Source organism: Pseudomonas sp. ASL9 (assembly GCF_056680335.1).
Window position 1 is genome coordinate 1,938,956 of record NZ_CM155277.1, and the last position, 22,549, is coordinate 1,961,504.

A 22,549-nucleotide genomic window follows, 5' to 3' on the forward strand; every position below is an offset into this window, starting at 1 on the left:
ATTTCCGACACGCTGAGGCTACTTCTTCGGAACCAGATTCGCGTGCCATACTCCAAGGACCTCCGACAGAGAGACGACGCCTCACATGCCCAAAGGATTGAAACGCGCTATTTGCGCCTTGCTGACCGTCATCGCACTTTATAGCTTGCTGGGGTTCTTGATTCTGCCCGGCATCGCATTGCGGATCGTCAATCAACAACTGGCCACCTACGCCACGGTCCCAGCAACGCTTGGGCGCCTGGAAATAAACCCCTACTCACTGGAAATCACCCTGTGGGGCCTGAACATCGGTACGCCGGGCCAGGAACAGGTCGGTTTCGAGCGGCTATACGCCAACCTGCAGATCGACAGCCTGTGGACCGGCGCTCTGCATCTGACGGCTGTGGAGTTAGACAAACCCAAATCCGAGCTTCTATTCAGCAAGGACGGCACGCTGAACCTGTCGCAGCTGTTTAAGCTGCCGGCCAGCGAGCCTGCCAAGGACGTGCCACCCAGCAAGCCCTTCCCGGTGCGTGTCGACAACATCAAATTGGCTGACGGTTATGTCCACTTCCAGGATCTACGCCCCAGCGAGCCGATCGAGTTTCTTTACGACACGCTGAATCTGGAACTGAAAAACCTCAGCACCCTGCCTAAAGACAATGCTGACATGACCCTTGTTGCAGCGGGCCCTGAAGGCGGGCAAATAGACTGGGTCGGGAAAATCAGCCTGGTGCCCATCACGTCCGAAGGCAAACTCAAAGTCACTGACGGCAAGATGAAAGTCTGGTGGCCCTACGTGCGTGATGCGCTGCCGCTGGAGCTGAAAGACGGTGTACTGAATTTCAGCACTGATTACACACTCAGCCTGGCCAACGCAACCGAACTGCAACTGACCAACACCGCCTTGAGCGTCGCCCCCTTCGCGATCAATGCCCCGGATGGCCGGCCATTGGTACGCCTCGAACGACTGGACGTCACCGAGACGTCGATCGACCTGGCCAAACAGCTCGTGACCGTCGGCAAGATTCGCAGCAATAAACTGGAAACCTGGGCTGCGCGTGAAGCGGATGGTCAGCTTGACTGGCAAAAGCTCTTCGCCAGCCAACCCAAAAAACCGACTCCCGCCACGGCCATCAAGGCACCGGCGACCGCCGCAGGTAACGCTCCCGAAGTAGCCCAACAGCCCATTGCCCCAAGCAAACCCTGGCAGGTGCTGCTGCGCGATGTGCAACTGCGCAATTATCAGATTCACCTGGCTGATCGGGTACCCAAGGAGCCCGTGGCGCTGGAAATAGGCCCGCTGAACCTGGATCTGCAGAATTTCGACAGCCTCAATAAATCGCCTTTCAACCTCAAACTCGATACCGGACTGGGCAAACAAGGGCATATCACGGCCGCAGGTGACGTCAATCTGAGTCCGGTCAGCGCCAAGTTGCAGGTCACCACCAAAGATATCGATCTGCGTGTCGCGCAGTCTTATATCAGCCCGTTTATCCGCCTTGAACTGCGCAGCGGCATGCTTGGCAGCGAACTGACTGTCAATCTGAAGAGCACCGAGCCACTGGCTTTCAGCGTCATTGGCAAAGCGCAGATCGATCAATTGCACACCCTCGACACCCTCAAACAGCGCGATTTTCTCAAGTGGCAACAGGTGGTGCTTGAAGGGCTTGATTATGAGCACGGCAACAGCCTGACGATTGCCAGGGTCAATCTTCAGCAACCGTATGCACGCTTCATAATCAACGATGACCACACCACCAACATTGACGACCTGTTGATTCCACAGCCTGCTGATAGCAGCAAACCAGCGAATAAACCCGTGGCAGGCAAAGCCTCTGCAAGCGGCGAAAAACCGATGGGGATTCGCATCGGTGAAGTCGATATCAACGACGGCTCCGCCAACTTCGCCGACCTCAGTCTTACGCCCAACTTTGCCACAGCCATTCAACAGCTCAACGGCAAAATCGGCACGCTGGACAACCGTCAGCCGAAGCCAGCGACGGTCAATATCAATGGCAAGGTTGATCGCTATGCGCCGGTGACTATCAAAGGCAGCCTCAACCCCTTCGACCCCTTGGCCAGTCTCGACATCGCGACCAGTTTCAAACGCGTAGAACTCACCACATTGACGCCGTACTCCGGGAAATTCGCCGGCTACCGCATTCGCAAAGGGCGCCTGAATCTCGACCTGCATTACATGATCACCAAAGGCCAGCTCAAGGCCGAAAACAAAATGGTGGTCGAACAGCTGGAACTGGGTGAGAAAGTCGACAGCCCCAGTGCGGTCGATCTGCCCATTCGCCTGGCCATTGCCTTGCTGAAGGACTCCGATGGCAAGATATCCATCGAACTGCCAATTTCCGGCGACTTGAACAACCCCCAATTCAGTGTGATGCCCATCATTTGGCAGACGTTGCGTAATTTGGTAGTGCGCGCGGCTGAGGCACCCTTCAAGTTCATCGGCGGGTTGATCAGCGGCGGCGGCGCTCAAGACCTCGGCACCGTAGCGTTCGCCCCCGGCTCGAGTGATTTGAGCGGCGACGCCCAATCCGCCCTGAACAAGCTCTCTTCCGCGCTCAAGGAACGTCCGGCGTTGCGCCTGGAGATCGAAGGGACCAGCGCTGTAAGCAGCGACGGCCCGCTGATTGCGGCACAACGTCTGGAGCGCGAATACCAGAGCAATTACTACAAGATTCTTCAGCGTCGCGGTGACAAAGTTCCGGCTCAAGCCTCCCTGCTGCAAGTGCCGGAAAACGAAAAAGCACCGATGCTCGAAGGTATTTATCGCACGCTCTTGAAGCAACAACCGCCCGCTGAATGGGCAAGTCTGGGCAAGGAAGAACGCGCCGCAAAAATGCGCGCAGACGTGATCAAGTCCTGGAGCACCAATGCCGCATTGCTGCGTCAGCTAGGTCAGGCGCGGGCCGGCAGTATCAAGGATTACCTGGTAGACAAAGGTAAACTGGCTGATGATCGGGTGTACTTCATTGATGCCAACCTCGGTGATGCTGAAGCGGATGGTCGTGTCATCACCCCACTGCATCTGGACAGCGATTAATCTATGCGAAGCGGTTTGAGGCTTCTATTGTTGGCCTGCCTGACGAGTCTGTCAGGACTGGCGCAGGCTGATACGCTGCGTTGCGGCAGTCAATTGGTCAGCGTGGGTGATCGGGCGTTTGAGGTGCAGCAGAAATGCGGCGAACCGATTGCTCAAAATCTTATTGGCTATAAACGCAGCGCCAATAGACGCGAAGAGGTTCAGATTGATGAATGGATCTACGGACCTAATAACGGCATGTATCAATACCTGCGCTTCGAAGGCGGCCGGTTACTGCGCATAGACAGCAAGCGCGGCAATTGACTGCTGTGCCGGGGCCTATCCTTCTCCAATGAGCCTGCGCCCACACTAAAACAGGCCCCGACGCGAACGCCGGGGCCTGTAATGACCACATCCTTAGGGTCTTTCGCATGAACCTTCAACGAGTCAGCTGATACGTTCCATCGCTATCAACCGGTTCCTTATCGACAGTCATCACGAGAGCGTCAGACGTTACTCGGATTTCAGGCCATCGGCCGAAACTGCTTTAACGCCTTTGATTTTCTTGGTGATGTCGACAGCCAGTTTTTTCTGCGCGTCGGTCACAGTAACGGTCGATGACAGGGAAACCACGCCTTTGTTGGTCTCTACCTTGATATCAGTGCCGGGAATCCCTTTTTCGGTGACCAGATCAGACTTAACTTTGGTGGTGATCCAGGTGTCCGAAGTAGCGCCTTCGGCTTTGGTCATTTCGCCCGCAGCAACAACCATCGGTGCTTGAGTGGTTTGTTCAGCGACTGCCGCGTTGGCCATGCTGAACGTCAGTGCAGTGGCAGCAGCAGCGGCAATAGCGAACTTATTCATATTCATACGAGTCACTCCTGTTTTTCTCAAAATCTGCGCCAGTATCACTGGCAGCAGGGTTACAGGGAGTATCGCAAGCGCTATGCCAATCTTTGTCGCTTTATTATGTTCTTATAAAACAGCAGGTTACGAATTATAAAAATAATGGCATTCGTGCAGATTGCACGTTCTCCCCTCTGCCCGACATGCAAGATGCATGTTTTGCTCAGCTGAATTCTTGGCTGAATCCATAAGCCCTTAAATGCGCACATAAAATCACTCTTCTCTTTCACAGGCTGTGTGAAAACGTAGCGAGCGAAGGCAAGACAAGGCAAAAACAGGCGAGGAAGCGGACTGGGCTCGCACTCGAGTCTACGGGTTGTAAATGAGCATTCCGATCGGACTCGCGCACGAGCCTGTTTTTAACGCAGTATTGTGTGCGTAGCGCCGAAGTCGCCCAGCCTGCAGTAGTTTTCACACAGCCTGTTCAGTCGCCTGACATGCCTCGGCAATGGGTACAAGCACGGAGACGCACAAGCCGGATTGCGTCAACTCATCAGAGAACCCCAACCGAATTTCTGCACCCATCCGGTCCGCGATGGCCTTGACGATGGAAAGCCCCAAACCTGATCCCACCTGATCGCTTCCAAGGGTGCGATAAAAAGGGTCGAATACACGGTCTCGTTCCACGATTGCAATGCCCGGCCCTGAATCTTTGATTTGCAGCCTTGCGCGGTGATCTTCGATGTCCACCGATAGATCGACCCTACCGCCTTCCGGTGTATAGCGAATGGCGTTATCGACCAGATTTTTAAGCACGGTGATCAGATCAAGCTCGTGGACCAGAATCCGTACATCCTGATCACCTTCCACTCCAATATCGATATGCCTGGCTTCAGCCAGAGGAAGCAAGTCTTCCAGAACGCAACGATAGAGGCCCTTCACAGACATTAGCGACCTTGGCGGGTCGAGAGCGGCTTGAGCTTTGGCCAATGTCAGGAGTTGATCCAATAGGTTCCGGCTTCGCTCGATCCCGCGACGCAACACCACCAACCGCTCTCGCGCCGATTCGGGCATAGCTGCATCAGCCATTCGTTCTGCTTGCAGCGATAATGCTGTCAGTGGAGACCGAAGCTCATGTGCCGCATCGGCGACAAACCGACGCTGAGTTTCCATCGATTGCGCAACGCGGTTGAGCAATCGATTGATTGCCACTACAAATGGGCGAACCTCAACCGGGAGGTGGCTTTCCTTCAAGGGATGCAGTTCCTGCTCGGCACGCTGGTCGATTTCAGAAGACAACGCGGCAATCGGGCGGAAAATTTTGCGTACCAGGTCTGCGACGACCAAGAGCAGGATGGGAACCAGAATCAGCAACGGCATCACCGTACGCAGAGCACTGTCGCGTGCGATTTCGTCCCGCACACTGGTCTCTTGGGCCAGGGCTATCCGATCTCCGCTGGCCGTTGTTATGACCAGCACCCGGAACCGCTCCCCACTGACCTCAAGCGTATGCAAGCCGTCCGACAGTGTGATCGGGAGAGGCAAAGGTGCATCAGCACTCCTCCCCCGAGCCTTGGCGCCGTCTCCAAGGTATTGGACGATGACGCGGAACTCTGCATCGCTGTCTTTTACGCGACTGTCGTCACCGTCAGGCGCTATTGGGAGGTGTTGCCGGTCATACACGGTCGCAACCTGGCGCAAGACATCATCTTGCAGTTCGTGGGCTTCATCGAACGCGGACACGAAAGAAAATAGGCCCGCCGCAATCGCGACGATCAGAATGGCCATTGAAAGCGAGAACGACAGTCTGAGCTGAATCGACTCGCTCAACCGCTTTTTGAAACCATCCATCCAACCCCCCTGACGTTTTTAATAATGTCGCTCCCCAGTTTGCGACGTAACGCATGGATCAGAAACTCGACGGCGTTGCTTTCGACCTCCTCGCCCCACCCATAAATACGGTCTTCAAGATCGCTGCGAGAGAGAATGGCACCCGGCCGCACCAACAAGGCTTGCAACAAGGCAAACTCACGATTGGAAAGCTGAACAGGGGGATTGTTATTGACGACGGACTCCCTTGTTGCCGGATCAAGCGACAACGTGCCATTGCTGAGCAAGGGAATAGCACTCCCGCCTTTGCGTCGCAGTACAGCACGCATGCGGGCAAGCAACTCTGCCATATCGAATGGCTTGAGGACGTAATCATCGGCGCCCCCGTCCAAGCCTCGCAGCCGATCATCCAGGCTGTCCCGGGCGGTGATAATGAGCAGTGGGACCGGGTTATCGCTGGCACGAATACGGGTCAGCACTTGCAGCCCGTCCTTACCAGGAAGGCCAAGATCGAGCAGTACCACGTCGTAGTGCTGGCAGCCAAGCGTCGCAAGAGCGGCGTGCCCATCCTTTACCCAGTCAGCCGCATAGGATGCATCCTTCAACGCCGCGTGGATCGCTTCCCCGATCATGGAATCGTCTTCGACCAGCAACACCCGCATGCCCACCTCCAAGTCAATGTGCTGTCCTGACCACTCTTTGTTCGATCAGCAAACACATTGATCCCATAGTAGCGGCCACGATCAACATCAACAAATCGCCGAATACACTGTCGATTATGTCCCTTGAAGGGAATCAAACGTCTTCAGCAAATCTGTCATCGTGCTTTTGCACTCGATTTGACTTGGGGTGTTAGACCGCAACGCATCCAGAGAGTGGTCAATGCCTTTGTCCAGCAAGTGCCAATCGTTCGCTGCACGAGGTTTCAAGCCCGCCTCTGCCGAATCCCAAGCGAGCTCCAAGTCCTTGATACGCGTTTTAGCGGTGGGCAGATCGCCCTTGTCCACGAGGGTGACGACGTCTGCCGCAATGCTGCGAAACGCTGACAAATCACCCAACTTTGAGGCTGGTTTAGCCTGGGTTGCAGAGCTGGTCTGAGCCGCCGCTGGCGCAGCACCTGCTGTGGCCGTAGCGCCAGGCTTGGAGCATCCCGTCACAAGGGTCAATAGGGCGATGACCGATACAGCCGCGAGGGGCCGGATAAGCGAATGAAAGTAGCGCATAATTTTTCCTTGGTAAGTGTGTGAATAAGGGGATTATTCCGCGACCTGCAAGCTTCTGCGGTTACCGATGCTGATTTGTGCCACCGCCACAAGAATCACAATCACGGTCAAGAAAAGGGCGCTCGTCCACATGGCCCCCATGCCGAGGCCGCCATAGGTCTTGGCCTGGGTCAGCAGGTCGCCGAGCGAAGCGCCGAAGGGGCGCGTCAGGATGTAGCCAATCCAGAACGTCAACACAGCATTGCCGCCCGTACGCCAGGCAAAATAGCTCAGAGCAATCAAAGCGCCGAATATCACGGCGCCCAACGTAAATCCAAGGCCCAGCGCTTCAGTAGCAAGGTCACCTGCCGCCGTACCCAAGGCGAAGGTGCAGAGAATGGCCGCCCAGTAAAAGAGCTCCCTGCGGAGCGTAACGATCTCGTGGATGGACAGCGATCGCTCCACCTGGTACCAGACCGCAAAAATCACTGCCAACGCCACCGCAAATACCGATGTACTGGCGTAGAGGCTCACGTCTAGGCCATCTGTCAGTAAATCTGTAATCTGCGTACCCACCACGCTGACCAGCACCACCGTGAGCCAATACGTCCACGGCGTATAACGTCGTGTACGCAGCTGCAGAAACAATGCAATGGCCAATAGCGCACCCATGACCCCACGCGTCATACCTTGGCCCCATCCGGCATCAACGGCCAGATAGTCAGCCCCGGTTTCACCGACCGTGGTTGACATGATCTTGATGACCCAGAAAGAAAGCGTTACTTCGGGTACTTTGTTGAGCCAGCTTGATAGGGAAGGCGTAGTCCGGGTATTCATTTGGATGAGTTCCTGCCGCTTCGAATAAGTCGTGAGCGAGTCTGACTGGCCAGACTTAGGCCAACCATAGGCCCCTGATGACTCACCCTCCGCGCAAAAAAAAGCCGCTCTCCGATGAGGGAGAGCGGCTTTTGAGTGAAACAGGTTTTCAACCTGCTTCAGCACCAGGCATAGGGCAGATTACACGCCTGATGCTTTTGCAGCGGCAACGTCTTTGATCGACAGCTTGATACGGCCGCGGTTGTCCACGTCCAGTACCAGAACTTCAACTTCCTGACCTTCTTGCAATACGTCAGTCACTTTCTCGACGCGAGCATCGCTCAACATGGAGATGTGAACCAGACCGTCTTTGCCAGGCAGGATGTTGACGAATGCGCCGAAGTCGACGATGCGCTCAACCTTACCGATGTAGATTTTGCCAATCTCGGCTTCAGCGGTGATACCCAGAACGCGCTGACGTGCTGCTTCAGCCGCTTCCTTGGTTTCGCCAAAGATCTTGATGGTGCCGTCGTCTTCGATGTCGATCGAAGCCTTGGTCTCTTCACAGATCGCACGGATCGTCGCGCCGCCTTTACCGATGACATCACGGATTTTGTCGGTGTCGATTTTCATCGCGATCATGGTCGGAGCGTTTTCCGACAGTTCGGTACGCGATTGACCAATGATCTTGTTCATCTGACCGAGGATGTTCAGGCGCGCTTCCAGGGCTTGGCCCAGAGCGATCTCCATGATTTCTTCGGTGATGCCTTTGATCTTGATGTCCATCTGCAGCGCGGTAACACCTTTGGCGGTACCGGCTACTTTGAAGTCCATGTCGCCCAAGTGATCTTCGTCACCCAGGATGTCGGTCAGGATGGCGAACTTTTCGCCTTCTTTAACCAGACCCATGGCAATACCGGCCACTGGCGCCTTCATCGGCACACCAGCGTCCATCAACGCCAGGGAAGCACCACAGACCGAAGCCATGGAGCTGGAACCGTTGGACTCAGTGATTTCCGATACGACACGGATGGTGTACGGGAACACGTCAGCAGCAGGCAGCATTGCTTGTATGCTGCGACGAGCCAGACGGCCGTGACCGATTTCGCGACGACCAGCACCGCCCATACGACCACACTCGCCCACCGAGAACGGAGGGAAGTTGTAGTGCAGCATGAACGGGTCTTTGCGCTCGCCTTCAAGGGTGTCGAGCAACTGTGCATCACGTGCGGTACCCAGAGTGGCAACAACCAGCGCCTGGGTTTCGCCACGGGTGAACAGTGCCGAACCGTGAGTCTTCGGCAGAACGCCGACTTCGATGTTCAGCGGGCGTACGGTGCGGGTATCACGACCATCGATACGCGGCTTGCCGTTGACGATGTTCTCGCGCACGGTGCGGTATTCGATTTCGCCGAAAGCAGCTTTGACTTCGCTGGAAGTCGGTTGGCCTTCTTCGCCGGAAAGCTTGGCAACGATCTGGTCACGCAATTCACCCAGACGGGCATAACGCTCGTGCTTGACGGTGATGGTGTAAGCCTGAGAAATCGCGTCGCCGAACTCAGCGCGAATCGCGCCCAGCAGTGCGGTGTTTTCTGGTTGTGCTTTCCAGTCCCAAGTCGGCTTGGCAGCTTCGGCAGCCAGTTCTTTGATGGCCTGGATAACAACCTGGAATTCGTCGTGGGCGAACAGTACAGCGCCCAGCATCTGGTCTTCGGTCAGCTCTTTAGCTTCCGATTCAACCATCAATACCGCTTCCGAGGTACCGGCTACAACCATGTCCAGGCTCGAAGCCTTGAGTTGTTCGTAGTTAGGGTTCAGCAGGTAGCCGGTGCTTTCGTGGAAAGCAACGCGCGCAGCGCCGATAGGGCCGTCGAAAGGAATACCTGAGATCGCCAGTGCAGCCGAGGTGCCGATCATGGCAGCGACGTCTGGATCAGTCTTTTTGCTGGTGGAGAGAACGGTGCAGACAACCTGCACTTCGTTCATGAAGCCTTCTGGAAACAACGGACGGATCGGACGGTCGATCAGACGCGAAGTCAGGGTTTCTTTCTCGGAAGGACGGCCTTCACGCTTGAAGAAACCGCCGGGGATTTTACCCGCAGCGTAGGTCTTTTCCTGATAGTGAACGGAAAGGGGGAAAAAGCCTTTTCCGGCGTCAGCGTGCTTGGCGCCGACCACAGTCACTAACACGCTAACGTCGTCGTCAACGGTGACCAATACTGCGCCGGAAGCTTGACGGGCGATACGGCCTGTCTCGAGGGTGACGGTCGATTGACCGAACTGGAATTTCTTGATGACCGGGTTCACGGTTTCCTACCTTCTTTGTGGCTCTTGGGGAACTGGTTTCTTGCGAATTCTTGGGCAGTGACAGGGTTCGGACCCATCGACCGTCCAGATAAAACTTGAGGCTGGAAGCCTGCCACGGCTCATCAGGTAAACCCGATGAGCCGTGACAAACAACCAACCTCTAGCAACGTCGTTATTAGCGACGCAGACCCAGACGACCGATCAGGGCGCTGTAACGGCTAACGTCCTTACCTTTAAGGTAATCCAGCAGCTTGCGACGCTGGTTTACCATACGGATCAGACCACGACGTGAGTGGTGATCTTTACCGTTGGCCTTGAAGTGGCCTTGCAGTTTGTTGATGTTGACGGTCAGCAGTGCAACTTGCACTTCTGGCGAACCAGTATCACCAACAGCTTGCTGGTAGTCGGCTACGATCTGAGCTTTTTCTTCTACGCTGAGTGCCATGTGGGCAATCCTTTATTCGAGAAACCGCTCCAAAGAGACAGCTTCAATGGGCCGAGGACAAATCCTCGTATTTTTAAATGAGATGTGACCGTGCCCATTGACAGCCACCCTCGTCCGGTCATTCTGACCGAATCAATCGACGCGGCGCGATCCGCCCGTCTTCACTCACTTCACCGATACCGATGAAGCGACCTTCATGATCTTGCACACGAACCATGCCGAATTGCGGCGCGTCCGGTGCTCTGACTGGCTGACCATGCAACCAGTAGAACGCACTGTGTTCCGAGAAATGCAACAGCGGCCAATGCAACAAACCACTGTCCGAGGGCATCAGGAAGCGATCAACCGCCTCGTTTCCGCCATCGGCGTGTACTTGCTCCAACTCTTCCAGCGTCACCGTCTGAGCAAGGCTGAAAGGTCCGGCCTGCGTACGACGCAACTCTGCAACGTAAGCACCACACCCAAGCTTTTCACCAATATCCTCCACAAGGGTACGAATATAGGTGCCTTTGGTGCAGTCCACCGCCAGGCGCGCTGTATCGGCTTCGCATTCCAGCAATTCCAGGCGCGTAATAGTAACAGAACGCGGTTCGCGCTCCACCACTTCCCCCGCTCGGGCCAGCTTGTACAACGGCTGGCCATCACGCTTGAGCGCTGAGTACATTGGGGGTATCTGACTGATTTCACCACGAAAAAACGGTAAAACCGCTTCGATATCAGCACGACCAACGGTCACTGGACGGGTTTGTAAAACGTCACCTTCAGCGTCTGCTGTAGTGGTGGTTTTGCCCAATTGCATCTTGGTTTCGTACGCTTTGTCCGAATCAAGCAGGTATTGGGAAAACTTTGTCGCTTCGCCGAAACACAACGGCAATACGCCCGTCGCGAGCGGATCGAGGCTGCCGGTATGCCCGGCCTTTTCTGCATTGAGCAACCAGCGCACTTTCTGCAGGGCAGCGTTGGACGTGAAGCCCAGCGGCTTGTCGAGCAGAATGATCCCGCTGACGTTACGGCGTATACGTTTGACCTGAGCCACCCGCGTTACTCCTTGTTGTTGCTTTCTGGCTTGCTGCTTTCTGCCAGGGAGCTTTCCTGGGTAGCGTCTTCTGCCTGAACATCTTCTGGGTGATGCCCGTCTTCAGCCACGGCACGTTCGATCAATGCCGAAAGATGAGCGCCACGCACGACGCTTTCGTCGTAGTGGAAGTGCAACTGTGGAACGCTGCGCAGTTTCATTTCGCGGGCCAGCTGCATACGCAGAAAACCTGCCGCAGAGTTGAGCACCTTGATGGTCTGCGCAATTTCTTCAGCGCTGTCCTGCCCCATCACGGTCATGAAAATCTTCGCATGCCCGACATCACGGCTGACATCGACAGCAGTGATGGTGACCAGGCCGACGCGAGGGTCTTTGATTTCGCGGCGGATCAGCTGTGCCAGCTCGCGCTGCATCTGATCGCCAATACGTTGGGTACGGCTATATTCTTTTGCCATGTCTACTACCTGTCACTGACCCGGGGCGAAACCCGCACGGTCTGAAAGCGGCAAACGCCCGGCCTGACAAAATGCCGGACCGGGCGTTGCGTTTAGAGTCCATGACGGATCGCGGTGCACTTGCATGCGACGACCCGTCATGACTCTTACAACTCGCGACTTAGAGGCTGCGAGCCACTTGGACTTTCTCGAACACTTCGATCTTGTCACCGGCTTTGACGTCGTTGTAGCTCTTGACGCCGATACCGCATTCCATGCCGGCACGCACTTCGGACATGTCGTCCTTGAAGCGGCGCAGGGACTCGAGTTCGCCTTCGAAAATAACGATGTCTTCGCGCAGTACACGGATCGGACGGTTGCGGTGAACCACACCTTCCAGAACCATACAGCCAGCGATCGCACCAAACTTCGGCGAACGGAATACGTCACGCACTTCAGCGATACCCAGGATGTTCTCCCGAACGTCACTGCCAAGCATGCCGGTAAGGGCTTTCTTGACGTCTTCGATGATGTCGTAGATCACGTTGTAGTAACGCATATCCAGACCTTCCTGCTCGACAATCCTGCGAGCGCCAGCATCGGCACGCACGTTGAAACCGAACAGTACAGCGTTGGAAGCCAGTGCCAGGTTAGCGTCGCTTTCGGTGATACCACCGACACCGCCGCCGACTACGCGCACTTGCACTTCGTCGTTACCCAGGCCGCCAAGGGCGCCCTGCAGAGCTTCCAACGAACCACGAACGTCAGATTTGAGGACGATATTAAGCGTCTTCTTCTCTTCCTGGCCCATGTTCTCGAAGATGTTTTCCAGCTTGCCAGCATGAGCGCGAGCCAGTTTGACTTCGCGGAACTTGCCTTGACGGAACAGAGCGACTTCGCGCGCTTTCTTCTCGTCAGTCAGTACGCTCAGCTCGTCGCCAGCGTTCGGTGTGCCGTCAAGACCCAGGATTTCGACCGGAATCGAAGGCCCTGCTTCTTTAACCGGCTTGCCGTTCTCGTCGAGCATGGCGCGGATACGGCCGAAGTTCGAGCCGACCAATACCATGTCACCTTGACGCAGCGTACCGTCTTGAACCAGAACGGTTGCAACCGGACCACGACCTTTGTCGAGACGCGATTCAACCACGACACCACGACCAGGAGCGGACGGGGTCGCTTTCAGTTCCAGGACTTCGGCTTGCAGCAGAACAGCTTCGAGCAGTTCGTCAACGCCGGTACCCACTTTCGCAGAGACTAGAACGAACGGCGTCTCGCCGCCCCACTCTTCGGAAGTAACACCGTGGACAGACAATTCGCTTCTGATGCGATCGAGATCAGCACCTGGCTTGTCGATTTTGTTCACTGCTACGACCAGCGGAACACCGGCGGCCTTGGCATGTTGAACAGCTTCAACAGTCTGCGGCATAACGCCGTCGTCCGCAGCAACAACCAGAATCACGATGTCGGTCGCCTTGGCACCACGAGCACGCATTGCGGTAAACGCAGCGTGGCCCGGGGTGTCGAGGAAGGTGACCATGCCACGATCAGTTTCAACGTGGTACGCACCGATGTGCTGGGTGATGCCGCCGGCTTCGCCAGCTGCAACCTTGGCACGACGGATGTAGTCGAGCAGCGAGGTTTTACCGTGGTCAACGTGGCCCATTACGGTCACAACCGGTGCACGGGAGAACGTCTCACCTTCGAACTTCAGCGATTCGGCCAGAGAATCTTCCAGGGCGTTGTCGCTGACCAGCTTGACCTTGTGGCCCAACTCTTCGGCGATCAACTGGGCAGTTTCCTGATCCAGTACCTGGTTGATGGTCACCGGAGTGCCCATCTTGAACATGAACTTGATCACTTCAGCCGCTTTGACCGACATCTGCGCCGACAACTCGCCAACGGTGATGGTCTCGCCGATAGCAACGTCGCGAACTACAGGCCCGGTAGGGCTCTGGAAACCGTGAGCATTGCGTTTTTTCAGCTTGGCCTTGCCGCGACCACCACGACGGAAGCTGTCGCTTTCTTCGTCGGTAGTACGAGGTGCAACACGTGGCGCTGGCGCTTTCTCTTTAACAGAAGCGCGGTGCGGAGCGTTCTTGCGATCGCCATCACCACCGCCGCCGCTACGACGGCTGTTGTCATCGCTGCGCGGTTTGTCCGGACGACGCTGTTCGTCTTTCTTGCGTGCATCGGCAGCAGGTGCAGCAGCCACAACCGGTGCATGACGCACAGGTTCGGCAACAGCAACAGCAGCAGGAGCGGCAACAGTTTCAGTGCCGTTCGATTGCGCAGGAGCAGGCTGGCTACGCGCTTGTTCTTCAGCGCGACGCTTGGATTCCTCTTCAGCCTTTTGACGTGCAGCATTTTCTACGGCGCGACGTTCGTCCACTTCGCGCTTGCGCTCGGCTTCGATTTCTTCCGGGCTGCGCTGTACGAAAACTTTCTTCTTGCGCACTTCAACGCTGATGCTTTTGCTGCCAGCAACGCGAAGTGTGCTTGTGGTTTTGCGCTGCAAAGTGATCTTGCGCGGCTCTTCCACTTTGGCCTTGTGACCGCTTTTCAAATGCGTCAACAGGGCTTGTTTCTCTATATCGGTCACAACTTGCTCGGCGGCGGTGTGCGGCAAACCTGCCTCACGCATCTGCTGTAACAGGCGCTCTACCGGTGTGTCGACCACTGTGGCCAGTTCTTTCACCGTGACTTGCGTCATGCACTTCTCTCCTCAGGCCGCGCCTACTTACTCGAACCAATGGGCTCGGGCGGCCATGATCAACTTGCCGGCACGAATATCGTCAATGCCGTCGATGTCGAGCAGGTCGTCAATAGACTGCTCGGCCAGGTCTTCGCGGGTAATTACGCCGCGCACCGCCAGTTCCATCGCCAAATCCTTGTCCATACCCTCAAGCGAGAGTAGGTCTTCGGCCGGATGGGCGTCTGCCAGCTTTTCCTCAGTAGCGATGGCTTTAGTCAACAATCGATCCTTGGCCCGAGCGCGAAGCTCGTTGACGGTATCTTCGTCAAAGCCATCGATGTTGAGCATTTCTTCCAACGGTACGTAGGCAATCTCTTCCAGGCTGGTGAAGCCTTCATCAACCAGTACCTGTGCCAGATCTTCGTCGACTTCCAACTCGTCGATGAAGTTGCGCAGGATGTCACCGGTTTCTGCTTGCTGCTTAGCCTGGATGTCCGATTCGGTCATCACGTTCAGGGTCCAACCAGTCAACTGACTGGCCAGACGCACGTTCTGACCGCCGCGACCAATGGCCTGAGCCAGATTATCTGCGCCAACGGCGATGTCCATTGCATGGGCATCTTCATCGACGATAATTGCCGCCACTTCAGCCGGCGACATTGCATTGATCACGAACTGCGCCGGGTTATCGTCCCACAGCACGATATCCACACGCTCGCCGCCCAACTCGCCGGAAACAGCTTGAACGCGCGAACCACGCATGCCGATGCAAGCACCTTGCGGATCGATTCGTTTGTCCTTGGAGCGAACAGCGATTTTTGCACGCGAACCCGGGTCACGCGCGGCTGCCATCACCTCAATGAGACCTTCAGAGATTTCCGGAACTTCAATCCGGAACAGCTCGATCAGCATCTCTGGCGCAGTACGCGACAGAATCAGCTGAGGACCACGGTTCTCAGTGCGAATTTCTTTTAGCAGCGCACGAACGCGGACACCCACGCGGAAAGTTTCCCGCGAAATAATGTCTTCACGTGCCAGCAACGCTTCAGCATTGTTACCCAGGTCAACGATGACGTTGTCCCGTGTAACCTTTTTAACGGTACCGGAAATGATTTCGCCCAGACGTTCACGATAAGCATCAACGACCTGAGCACGCTCAGCTTCGCGGACTTTTTGAACGATGACTTGCTTGGCAGTCTGTGCCGCGATCCGACCGAATTCGATAGAGTCGATTTTAATTTCGACAACATCACCGGCTACGGCACCAGGTTGTTTTTCCTGGGCCTGATCGACAGCCAATTCGTGTGCTGGATCGTCCAGATCTTCGTCTTCGACCACTGTCCAGCGACGGAAAGTCTCGTAGTTACCGGTCTGGCGATTGATCTCCACACGCAGCTCAACTTCATCTTCGAAACGCTTTTTGGTAGCAGTAGCCAGAGCCAGCTCCAGCGCTTCGAAAATCACACCTGCCGGTACGCCCTTTTCATTGGACACCGACTCAACAACCAGCAGTACTTCTTTGCTCATCGTACGCCTCGCCTTTCGCAAGCCATTGGATCCGCGGGATCCGCGTCTCAGTCAAACTTGGGGATAATGTTGGCTTTGTCGATCAAGTCGATCGGCAACAAGTATTCGTGGTCCTCGACCTGCACCACGATGTCTTGCTCCTCCACCCCGCGGAGAAGGCCCTGAAAGTTGCGACGACCATCGAAGGGCGAGCGCAGCTTTATCTTCACTTGTGCGCCGGCGTGCAAAGCAAACTGCTCAAGCGTGAACAGTGGGCGCTCCATGCCAGGAGAAGAGACTTCAAGGGTGTATTCAACGGCGATCGGATCTTCGACGTCCAGAACACCGCTGATCTGACGGCTGACTATGGCGCAGTCATCCACCAAAACGCCGCCTTCTTTATCGATATAAATACGCAACAGTGAATGGCGACCTTGAGCCGAAAACTCAATACCCCAGCATTCATAGCCAAGGGCCACGACCACCGGGGCCACCAAGGCCTGCAACTGTTCTAGCTTGCTCGACACCTGAACCCCCTCGTGCATGCAATGCAAATAAAAAATGGGCGAAACGCCCATCCCTGAAAACGCCGTTGAATAGCGGCGCTATGACTGTCCAGCTAACAAAAAGCCCCTAAAAAGGGGCTCCGCTAAAACTGGTTGCGGGGGCTGGATTTGAACCAACGACCTTCGGGTTATGAGCCCGACGAGCTACCAGACTGCTCCACCCCGCGACAAAGCTGGGGCGGAAGTATACGGCCGATCCCTTTCAGGGTCAATCGAACCTCCGCCGACAAGAAAGCCCGCAACAGCGGGCTTTCTTGATAATTGGTACCGAGAAGGGGACTCGAACCCCTACACCCTATGGGCACAACCACCTCAAGGTTGCGTGTCTACCAATTCCACCACCTCGGCAATACAACTCTTTAGCGGCTCAACATCAACCGCCCGATCCGGTGTTACTTTTGCTGTGGCGCTTGAGGTACGTCAGCAGGGTTAACCACTGGCTTTTGCGCTTCGAGCACCGGCACATCTTCTGTAACCGGTTTTTTCTGTGGCACTTCCAATACCGCTGGATCTGGCAAACCTACTTGAGTCAGCTGGTGAGCTTTCTCTTTAGCAAAGTAACCTAACCCCAAGCTGGTTATGAAGAAACCAGCGGCGAGTATAGCAGTAAACTTACTAAGAAAGGTAGAGGAACCTTGGCTTCCGAATACAGTATTTGAAGCACCTGCTCCGAAAGACGCACCAGCGTCCGCACCCTTACCCTGTTGCAGCAATACCAGAGCGACAACGCCCAGAGCACCCAACAGATGAAAAACGACTACGACTGTTTCCAGCATTTTTTCAGTTTCCCGCGGCGCGACAAATCGCACCGAACTCATCTGCATTCAGGGAAGCTCCACCAATGAGCCCCCCATCGATATCCGGCATGCCGAACAGTTCAGCCGCATTGGCCGCCTTCACGCTGCCGCCATAAAGAAGCCGCACACCTTGTGCGACCTCAGCATTCTCTGCCGCCAACTGCGCACGAATGGCTGCGTGCACTTCCTGCGCCTGTTGGGGCGATGCAGTCAGCCCGGTGCCAATGGCCCAGACAGGCTCGTAAGCGATGACTGCATTTACAAAAGCACCGACTCCCAGCTCTTCGATGATACTGCCAAGCTGACGCGCTACAACTTCAAACGTCTTGCCCGCCTCGCGCTGCTCCAGGGTCTCCCCTACGCACAACACAGGCGTCAAACCACACGCCTGTGCTGCCGCGAACTTGCGATTAAGGCAATCGTCACGCTCACCCATGATCTGGCGACGCTCAGAGTGCCCTACCAGCACCAGGGTACAGCCAGCATCAGCCAGCTGACTCGGCGCTATTTCACCGGTCAACGCGCCCTGCATCGGCTCTACCGCAGAATTCTGCGCACCTACTGCAATCGACTTGCCGTTGAGGCCGTCAATCACTTGATTGATGTACAAACATGGCGGAAACACCGCTACATCAACACCGCTTGGCAGGGCCTGATTACAAAGGCCCTTGATCAGCTCAGCGACGCTGGCGCGGGTACCGTGCATCTTCCAGTTACCAGCTACCATCAGGCGACGCATGCTGTACCTCGTCGGTCAAAGTGGGCGCAGATGTTACCCAACCGCATCAATACTGGCAAGCCGAAATCAGGCGCAAACTTCACTAACCAGTTTTGCCAGCTCATTGGCGTAACCGTGAACCAATGCTTCATCATCGCCTTCGACCATTACACGAACCAGCGGTTCGGTACCCGACTTGCGCAACAGCACGCGACCACGACCACCCATAGCGATGGTAACGCGCTCGCACGCCTCTTTAACGGCCGGATGCTCAACTGGATCGACACCGCCCGCAAAGCGCACATTGACGAGCACCTGAGGGCACTTGCGTAGCGCTTGACGCGCCAATGCCAGGCTTTCGTCGCGACGACGCAGCGCCAGCAAGACCTGCAGTGCTGCGATGATCGCGTCGCCGGTCGTGGTGTGCTGGAAGCAGACGATATGACCGGAGTTCTCACCGCCGATCTGCCAGTTGCGCTCGAGCAGCTCTGCGATTACATGACGATCGCCAACATTGGCCCGGACGAACGGAATGCTCAAGTCAGCCAATGCCAACTCAAGCCCGAGATTACTCATCAGCGTTCCAACAACACCACCTTGCAGCTTGCCTCGTTCGTGCAAGTCACGCGCAATGATAAATAACAGCTCATCGCCGTCGACGATCGCACCGGTATGATCGACCATCAGCACCCGGTCGCCATCACCGTCGAAAGCGATACCCAGATCAGCTTGTTCTGCCAACACCGCAGCCTGCAAGTTGCCCATATGGGTCGAACCACAGTCGTCGTTGATATTCAGGCCGTTAGGCTGAGCCGACAGCACAGTCACCTGGGCCCCCAGCTCACGAAAAACATTGGGAGCCACTTTGTACGTAGCGCCATGAGCGCAGTCGATGACCAGCTTCAGGCCCGCAAAATCGGTACTGGTCGGAACGCTGCTTTTACAGAATTCGATATAGCGCCCGGCAGCATCATTGATACGCGAAACCTTGCCCAGCTTATCGGACTCAACCACCGTCATCGGCGCATCGAGCAGCTCTTCGATCATCTTTTCTACGTCGTCAGGCAGCTTGGTGCCCTGACCAGAGAAGAATTTGATGCCGTTGTCATGATGGGGATTGTGCGACGCACTGATCACGATACCGGCTTCGGCATGGAAAGTACGCGTCAAATAGGCGATCGCCGGGGTAGGCATCGGACCCAGGAGCATGACATCAGCGCCAGCAGCAGAGAGACCCGCTTCCAGCGCGGACTCAAACATGTAGCCAGAAATGCGCGTGTCTTTACCGACCAGAACCCGGCAAGCACCCAGACGGCGAAAAGCCATCCCGGCCGCCCAGCCAAGCTTGAGCATGAAATCCGGAGTGATCGGAAACTGGCCAACCCGGCCACGTATACCGTCGGTACCGAAATATTTTCTAGTCATAGATGCTCCATCATTCTTATTCAGCCGATTCGACCGCGGCGATCATTCGCACCACATCGACAGTTTCGGCAACATCATGCACACGTAGAATTCGTGCACCCTTGATCATGGCCATGGCCGCCAACGCCAGACCACCAGAAAGCCTCTCGGCGACCGGACGCGCAAGCACCTGGCCAATCATGCTCTTGCGCGAAACACCCACCAACAGGGGCCTGCCGAGCACATGCAAGGCTTGCATATGCTTGAACAGACTCAGGTTGTGCTGAAGGTTTTTAGCGAAGCCAAATCCAGGGTCCAGAATAATCCGCTCGCGAGGTATACCGAACGCCGCGCATTGCTCCATACGCTCGAGCAAAAAAGCACTGACCTCACTCACAATATCCTGATACTGCGGATCATCCTGCATATCGCCCGGCTCGCCGCGCATATGCATCAGACACACCGGCAGCCCCGTCGCTGCGGCTGCGTCCAGGGCACCTTCACGACGCAACGAGCGCACATCATTGATCAAGCCCGCCCCTAGGCGCGCCGTCTCACGAATGACCGCCGGGGTGGAGGTATCGACCGAAATGATGACGTCCAGCTCGCGATTTAGCGCCTCGACAATGGGGCCTATACGCTCAAGCTCTTCGGCAGGTGAAACTGCTCGCGCACCAGGCCGAGTGGATTCGCCACCGACATCGATCAACGTCGCTCCCGCAGCAGCCATCGCTTCGGCGTGACGCAATGCTGCGTCACGCTGGCTGAAACGGCCGCCATCAGAAAAGGAGTCTGGCGTGATATTCAGAATACCCATGACGTGCGTATGGGCCAAATCGAGAACCCGGCTGCCGCAAGGCAACCGGATTGGGTACAGCGCAGAAGTCATGTCAGACCTTAGAGTTCAGCTGCCGGGCCGCCGATAGGGGTTTCTGGACGCGGGTCCAGAGGTGCGGCCGGAGTACCGGAACCACCTTCCCAATCACGCGGTTCGCGAGGAGCGCGACCGGCCATGATGTCATCGATCTGTTCAGCATCGATGGTTTCATATTTCATCAGCGCATCAGCCATAGCATCAAGCTTGTCACGGTTATCCGTCAGGATCTGCTTGGCGCTGCCATAGCACTGATCAATGATGCTACGAACTTCCGAGTCGATAAGCCTTGCCGTTTCGGCAGACACACTAGAGTGCTGACTACCACCGCGACCGAGGTACATTTCACCCTCATCTTCGGCATACATCAACGGACCGAGTTTTTCCGACAGGCCCCACTTGGTCACCATGTTCCGGGCAATTTGACTTGCGCGCATGATGTCATTGGAAGCTCCAGTGGTGACGCCGTCGAAGCCCAGAGTCATCTCTTCAGCGATCCGCCCGCCATACAACGAGCAGATCTGACTGATCAGCGCGCGCTTGGACAAGCTGTAGCGATCTTCTTCTGGCAAGAACATGGTCACACCCAGCGCACGACCACGCGGGATGATCGACACCTTGTAAACCGGATCATGCTCAGGCACTACGCGACCCACGATAGCGTGACCCGCTTCGTGATAAGCCGTGTTCCGCTTCTCTTTCTCGGACATGACCATGGATTTGCGCTCGGCGCCCATCATGATCTTGTCTTTGGCCAGTTCGAACTCTTTCATCTCAACGATACGTTTACCCGTACGCGCAGCGAACAGGGAAGCCTCGTTGACCAGGTTAGCCAGGTCAGCGCCGGAGAAGCCCGGCGTACCACGAGCAATCACACCCGGATTGACGTCTTCACCCATAGGCACTTTGCGCATATGGACTTTCAGGATTTGCTCGCGACCACGAATATCCGGCAGACCGACCACAACCTGTCGGTCGAAACGGCCCGGACGCAGCAGCGCAGGGTCGAGCACATCCGGACGGTTGGTAGCTGCAATGACAATGATGCCGTCATTCACTTCAAAACCATCCATCTCCACCAGCAACTGGTTGAGAGTCTGCTCACGTTCATCGTGACCACCCCCCATACCGGCACCACGGTGGCGACCGACAGCATCGATTTCGTCGATGAAAATGATGCACGGTGCGTGTTTCTTGGCCTGTTCGAACATGTCCCGGACGCGACTTGCACCTACACCCACGAACATTTCGACGAAGTCGGAACCGGAAATGGTGAAGAACGGCACCTTGGCTTCACCCGCGATGGCCTTGGCCAGCAGGGTTTTACCCGTACCAGGCGGGCCAACCATCAGCACACCGCGTGGTATCCGGCCGCCCAGACGCTGGAACTTGCCCGGATCACGGAGAAACTCAACGAGTTCGCCGACTTCTTCTTTGGCTTCGTCGCAACCGGCGACGTCACCCAGCGTGGTCTTGACCTGATCCTCGGACAGCAGCCGCGCTTTGCTCTTGCCAAAGCTCATCGGCCCGCCTTTACCGCCGGCACCACCCTGCATCTGCCGCATGAAGAACATGAAGACAGCGATGATCACCAGGATCGGGAAGCTCGCAACCAGTAGCTGAGTCCAGATGCTCTGCTGCTCAGGCTGCTTACCTTCAATCACTACATGATTGTCGACCAGATCACCGATCAGGCCATTGTCCTGAATCGCTGGACGAATGGTCTTGAAGGAGTCGCCATCGGCACGCTTGCCGGTGATGACATAACCATCGACTGCAACCTTCTCGACCTTGCCATCCTTAACCTGCTGGATGAACTCGGAATAGTTGAGGGTTTGCGGCTCGTTTGGGCTGGAGAAGTTGTTCATCACTGTCACCAGGACAGCGGCGATGATCAACCACAGGATCAAATTCTTTGCCATATCGTTCAATTAGCTACCCTCTGAAGCAAGCTCCACGCAGGAGCGTGCCTCGCATGATATTCACCGGCCTAACTTACTACATTACCTACAGGTGTGGCAGGCGCCGTCTGTAACCCTTTGTGAAACTTTGACTAC

19 protein-coding genes and 2 tRNA genes are annotated in these 22,549 nt (G+C 56.0%); 2 read left to right on the forward strand and 19 right to left on the reverse strand.

The features are described from left to right. The first annotated feature begins 85 nt into the window (after nucleotides 1-85). Both AC1ME2_RS09110 and AC1ME2_RS09115 read left to right on the forward strand, forming a co-directional pair. Nucleotides 86-3,040, forward strand: a complete 2,955-nt coding sequence (locus tag AC1ME2_RS09110) for a DUF748 domain-containing protein (RefSeq protein ID WP_480440575.1) — start codon at nucleotides 86-88, stop codon at nucleotides 3,038-3,040. Nucleotides 3,041-3,043: 3 nt separating this feature from the next. Beyond that, nucleotides 3,044-3,343, forward strand: a complete 300-nt coding sequence (locus AC1ME2_RS09115) for a DUF2845 domain-containing protein (RefSeq protein WP_480440576.1) — start codon at nucleotides 3,044-3,046, stop codon at nucleotides 3,341-3,343. A 189-nt stretch (nucleotides 3,344-3,532) separates the two neighbouring features. On the opposite strand, the gene AC1ME2_RS09120 is transcribed toward AC1ME2_RS09115, so the two are convergent. The 19 genes from AC1ME2_RS09120 to ftsH all read right to left on the reverse strand — a co-directional run bounded on the left by AC1ME2_RS09120 (nucleotide 3,533) and on the right by ftsH (nucleotide 22,414). Continuing rightward, nucleotides 3,533-3,883, reverse strand: coding sequence for a BON domain-containing protein (locus tag AC1ME2_RS09120; protein ID WP_480442059.1), 351 nt, complete (start codon nucleotides 3,881-3,883; stop codon nucleotides 3,533-3,535). Between the two features lie 453 nt (nucleotides 3,884-4,336). Then, on the reverse strand, nucleotides 4,337-5,716 hold the full coding sequence (locus AC1ME2_RS09125) for a sensor histidine kinase (RefSeq protein WP_480440577.1): 1,380 nt from the start codon (nucleotides 5,714-5,716) through the stop codon (nucleotides 4,337-4,339). Beyond that, nucleotides 5,692-6,357 (reverse strand): response regulator, encoded by a 666-nt coding sequence (locus AC1ME2_RS09130; RefSeq protein WP_480440578.1) that lies wholly within the window; start codon nucleotides 6,355-6,357, stop codon nucleotides 5,692-5,694. The genes AC1ME2_RS09125 and AC1ME2_RS09130 overlap by 25 nt, the downstream gene beginning before the upstream one ends. A 114-nt stretch (nucleotides 6,358-6,471) precedes the next feature. Continuing rightward, the gene (locus AC1ME2_RS09135) at nucleotides 6,472-6,918 is read right to left on the reverse strand and encodes a hypothetical protein (RefSeq protein WP_480440579.1); all 447 of its coding nucleotides are present in this window, start codon (nucleotides 6,916-6,918) and stop codon (nucleotides 6,472-6,474) included. A gap of 33 nt (nucleotides 6,919-6,951) precedes the next feature. Beyond that, on the reverse strand, nucleotides 6,952-7,734 hold the full coding sequence (locus AC1ME2_RS09140; RefSeq protein WP_480440580.1) for a COG4705 family protein: 783 nt from the start codon (nucleotides 7,732-7,734) through the stop codon (nucleotides 6,952-6,954). Nucleotides 7,735-7,914: 180 nt separating this feature from the next. Further along, on the reverse strand, nucleotides 7,915-10,020 hold the full coding sequence (gene pnp, locus AC1ME2_RS09145) for a polyribonucleotide nucleotidyltransferase (protein WP_480440582.1): 2,106 nt from the start codon (nucleotides 10,018-10,020) through the stop codon (nucleotides 7,915-7,917). A gap of 175 nt (nucleotides 10,021-10,195) precedes the next feature. Continuing rightward, entirely contained in the window at nucleotides 10,196-10,465 is a 270-nt protein-coding gene (gene rpsO, locus AC1ME2_RS09150; protein WP_480440584.1) for a 30S ribosomal protein S15, read from the reverse strand. 118 nt (nucleotides 10,466-10,583) lie between these two features. Further along, the gene (gene truB / locus AC1ME2_RS09155) at nucleotides 10,584-11,501 is read right to left on the reverse strand and encodes a tRNA pseudouridine(55) synthase TruB (protein WP_480440585.1); all 918 of its coding nucleotides are present in this window, start codon (nucleotides 11,499-11,501) and stop codon (nucleotides 10,584-10,586) included. 5 nt (nucleotides 11,502-11,506) lie between these two features. Next, nucleotides 11,507-11,956 carry a 30S ribosome-binding factor RbfA gene (rbfA, locus tag AC1ME2_RS09160; protein WP_480440587.1) on the reverse strand — a complete coding sequence of 150 codons (450 nt, stop codon included), beginning with the start codon at nucleotides 11,954-11,956 and terminating at the stop codon, nucleotides 11,507-11,509. A gap of 160 nt (nucleotides 11,957-12,116) precedes the next feature. Further along, nucleotides 12,117-14,645, reverse strand: coding sequence for a translation initiation factor IF-2 (gene infB, locus AC1ME2_RS09165; protein ID WP_480440588.1), 2,529 nt, complete (start codon nucleotides 14,643-14,645; stop codon nucleotides 12,117-12,119). 27 nt (nucleotides 14,646-14,672) lie between these two features. After that, entirely contained in the window at nucleotides 14,673-16,154 is a 1,482-nt protein-coding gene (gene nusA / locus AC1ME2_RS09170; RefSeq protein WP_480440589.1) for a transcription termination factor NusA, read from the reverse strand. 47 nt (nucleotides 16,155-16,201) lie between these two features. Continuing rightward, a complete protein-coding gene (gene rimP, locus AC1ME2_RS09175; protein ID WP_480440590.1) occupies nucleotides 16,202-16,660 on the reverse strand; it encodes a ribosome maturation factor RimP in 459 nt (152 codons plus the stop codon). Nucleotides 16,661-16,789: 129 nt separating this feature from the next. After that, nucleotides 16,790-16,866, reverse strand: a tRNA-Met gene (locus tag AC1ME2_RS09180). 95 nt (nucleotides 16,867-16,961) lie between these two features. Further along, a tRNA-Leu gene (locus AC1ME2_RS09185) sits at nucleotides 16,962-17,047 on the reverse strand. Between the two features lie 44 nt (nucleotides 17,048-17,091). Next, a complete protein-coding gene (secG, locus tag AC1ME2_RS09190) occupies nucleotides 17,092-17,475 on the reverse strand; it encodes a preprotein translocase subunit SecG (protein WP_480442061.1) in 384 nt (127 codons plus the stop codon). Nucleotides 17,476-17,479: 4 nt separating this feature from the next. After that, nucleotides 17,480-18,235, reverse strand: a complete 756-nt coding sequence (tpiA, locus tag AC1ME2_RS09195; RefSeq protein ID WP_480440592.1) for a triose-phosphate isomerase — start codon at nucleotides 18,233-18,235, stop codon at nucleotides 17,480-17,482. 66 nt (nucleotides 18,236-18,301) lie between these two features. Beyond that, nucleotides 18,302-19,639 (reverse strand): phosphoglucosamine mutase, encoded by a 1,338-nt coding sequence (gene glmM, locus AC1ME2_RS09200; protein WP_480440594.1) that lies wholly within the window; start codon nucleotides 19,637-19,639, stop codon nucleotides 18,302-18,304. 16 nt (nucleotides 19,640-19,655) lie between these two features. Further along, entirely contained in the window at nucleotides 19,656-20,507 is an 852-nt protein-coding gene (gene folP, locus AC1ME2_RS09205) for a dihydropteroate synthase (RefSeq protein WP_480440595.1), read from the reverse strand. An 8-nt stretch (nucleotides 20,508-20,515) separates the two neighbouring features. Continuing rightward, the gene (ftsH, locus tag AC1ME2_RS09210; protein WP_480440596.1) at nucleotides 20,516-22,414 is read right to left on the reverse strand and encodes an ATP-dependent zinc metalloprotease FtsH; all 1,899 of its coding nucleotides are present in this window, start codon (nucleotides 22,412-22,414) and stop codon (nucleotides 20,516-20,518) included. Nucleotides 22,415-22,549 lie beyond the last annotated feature (135 nt).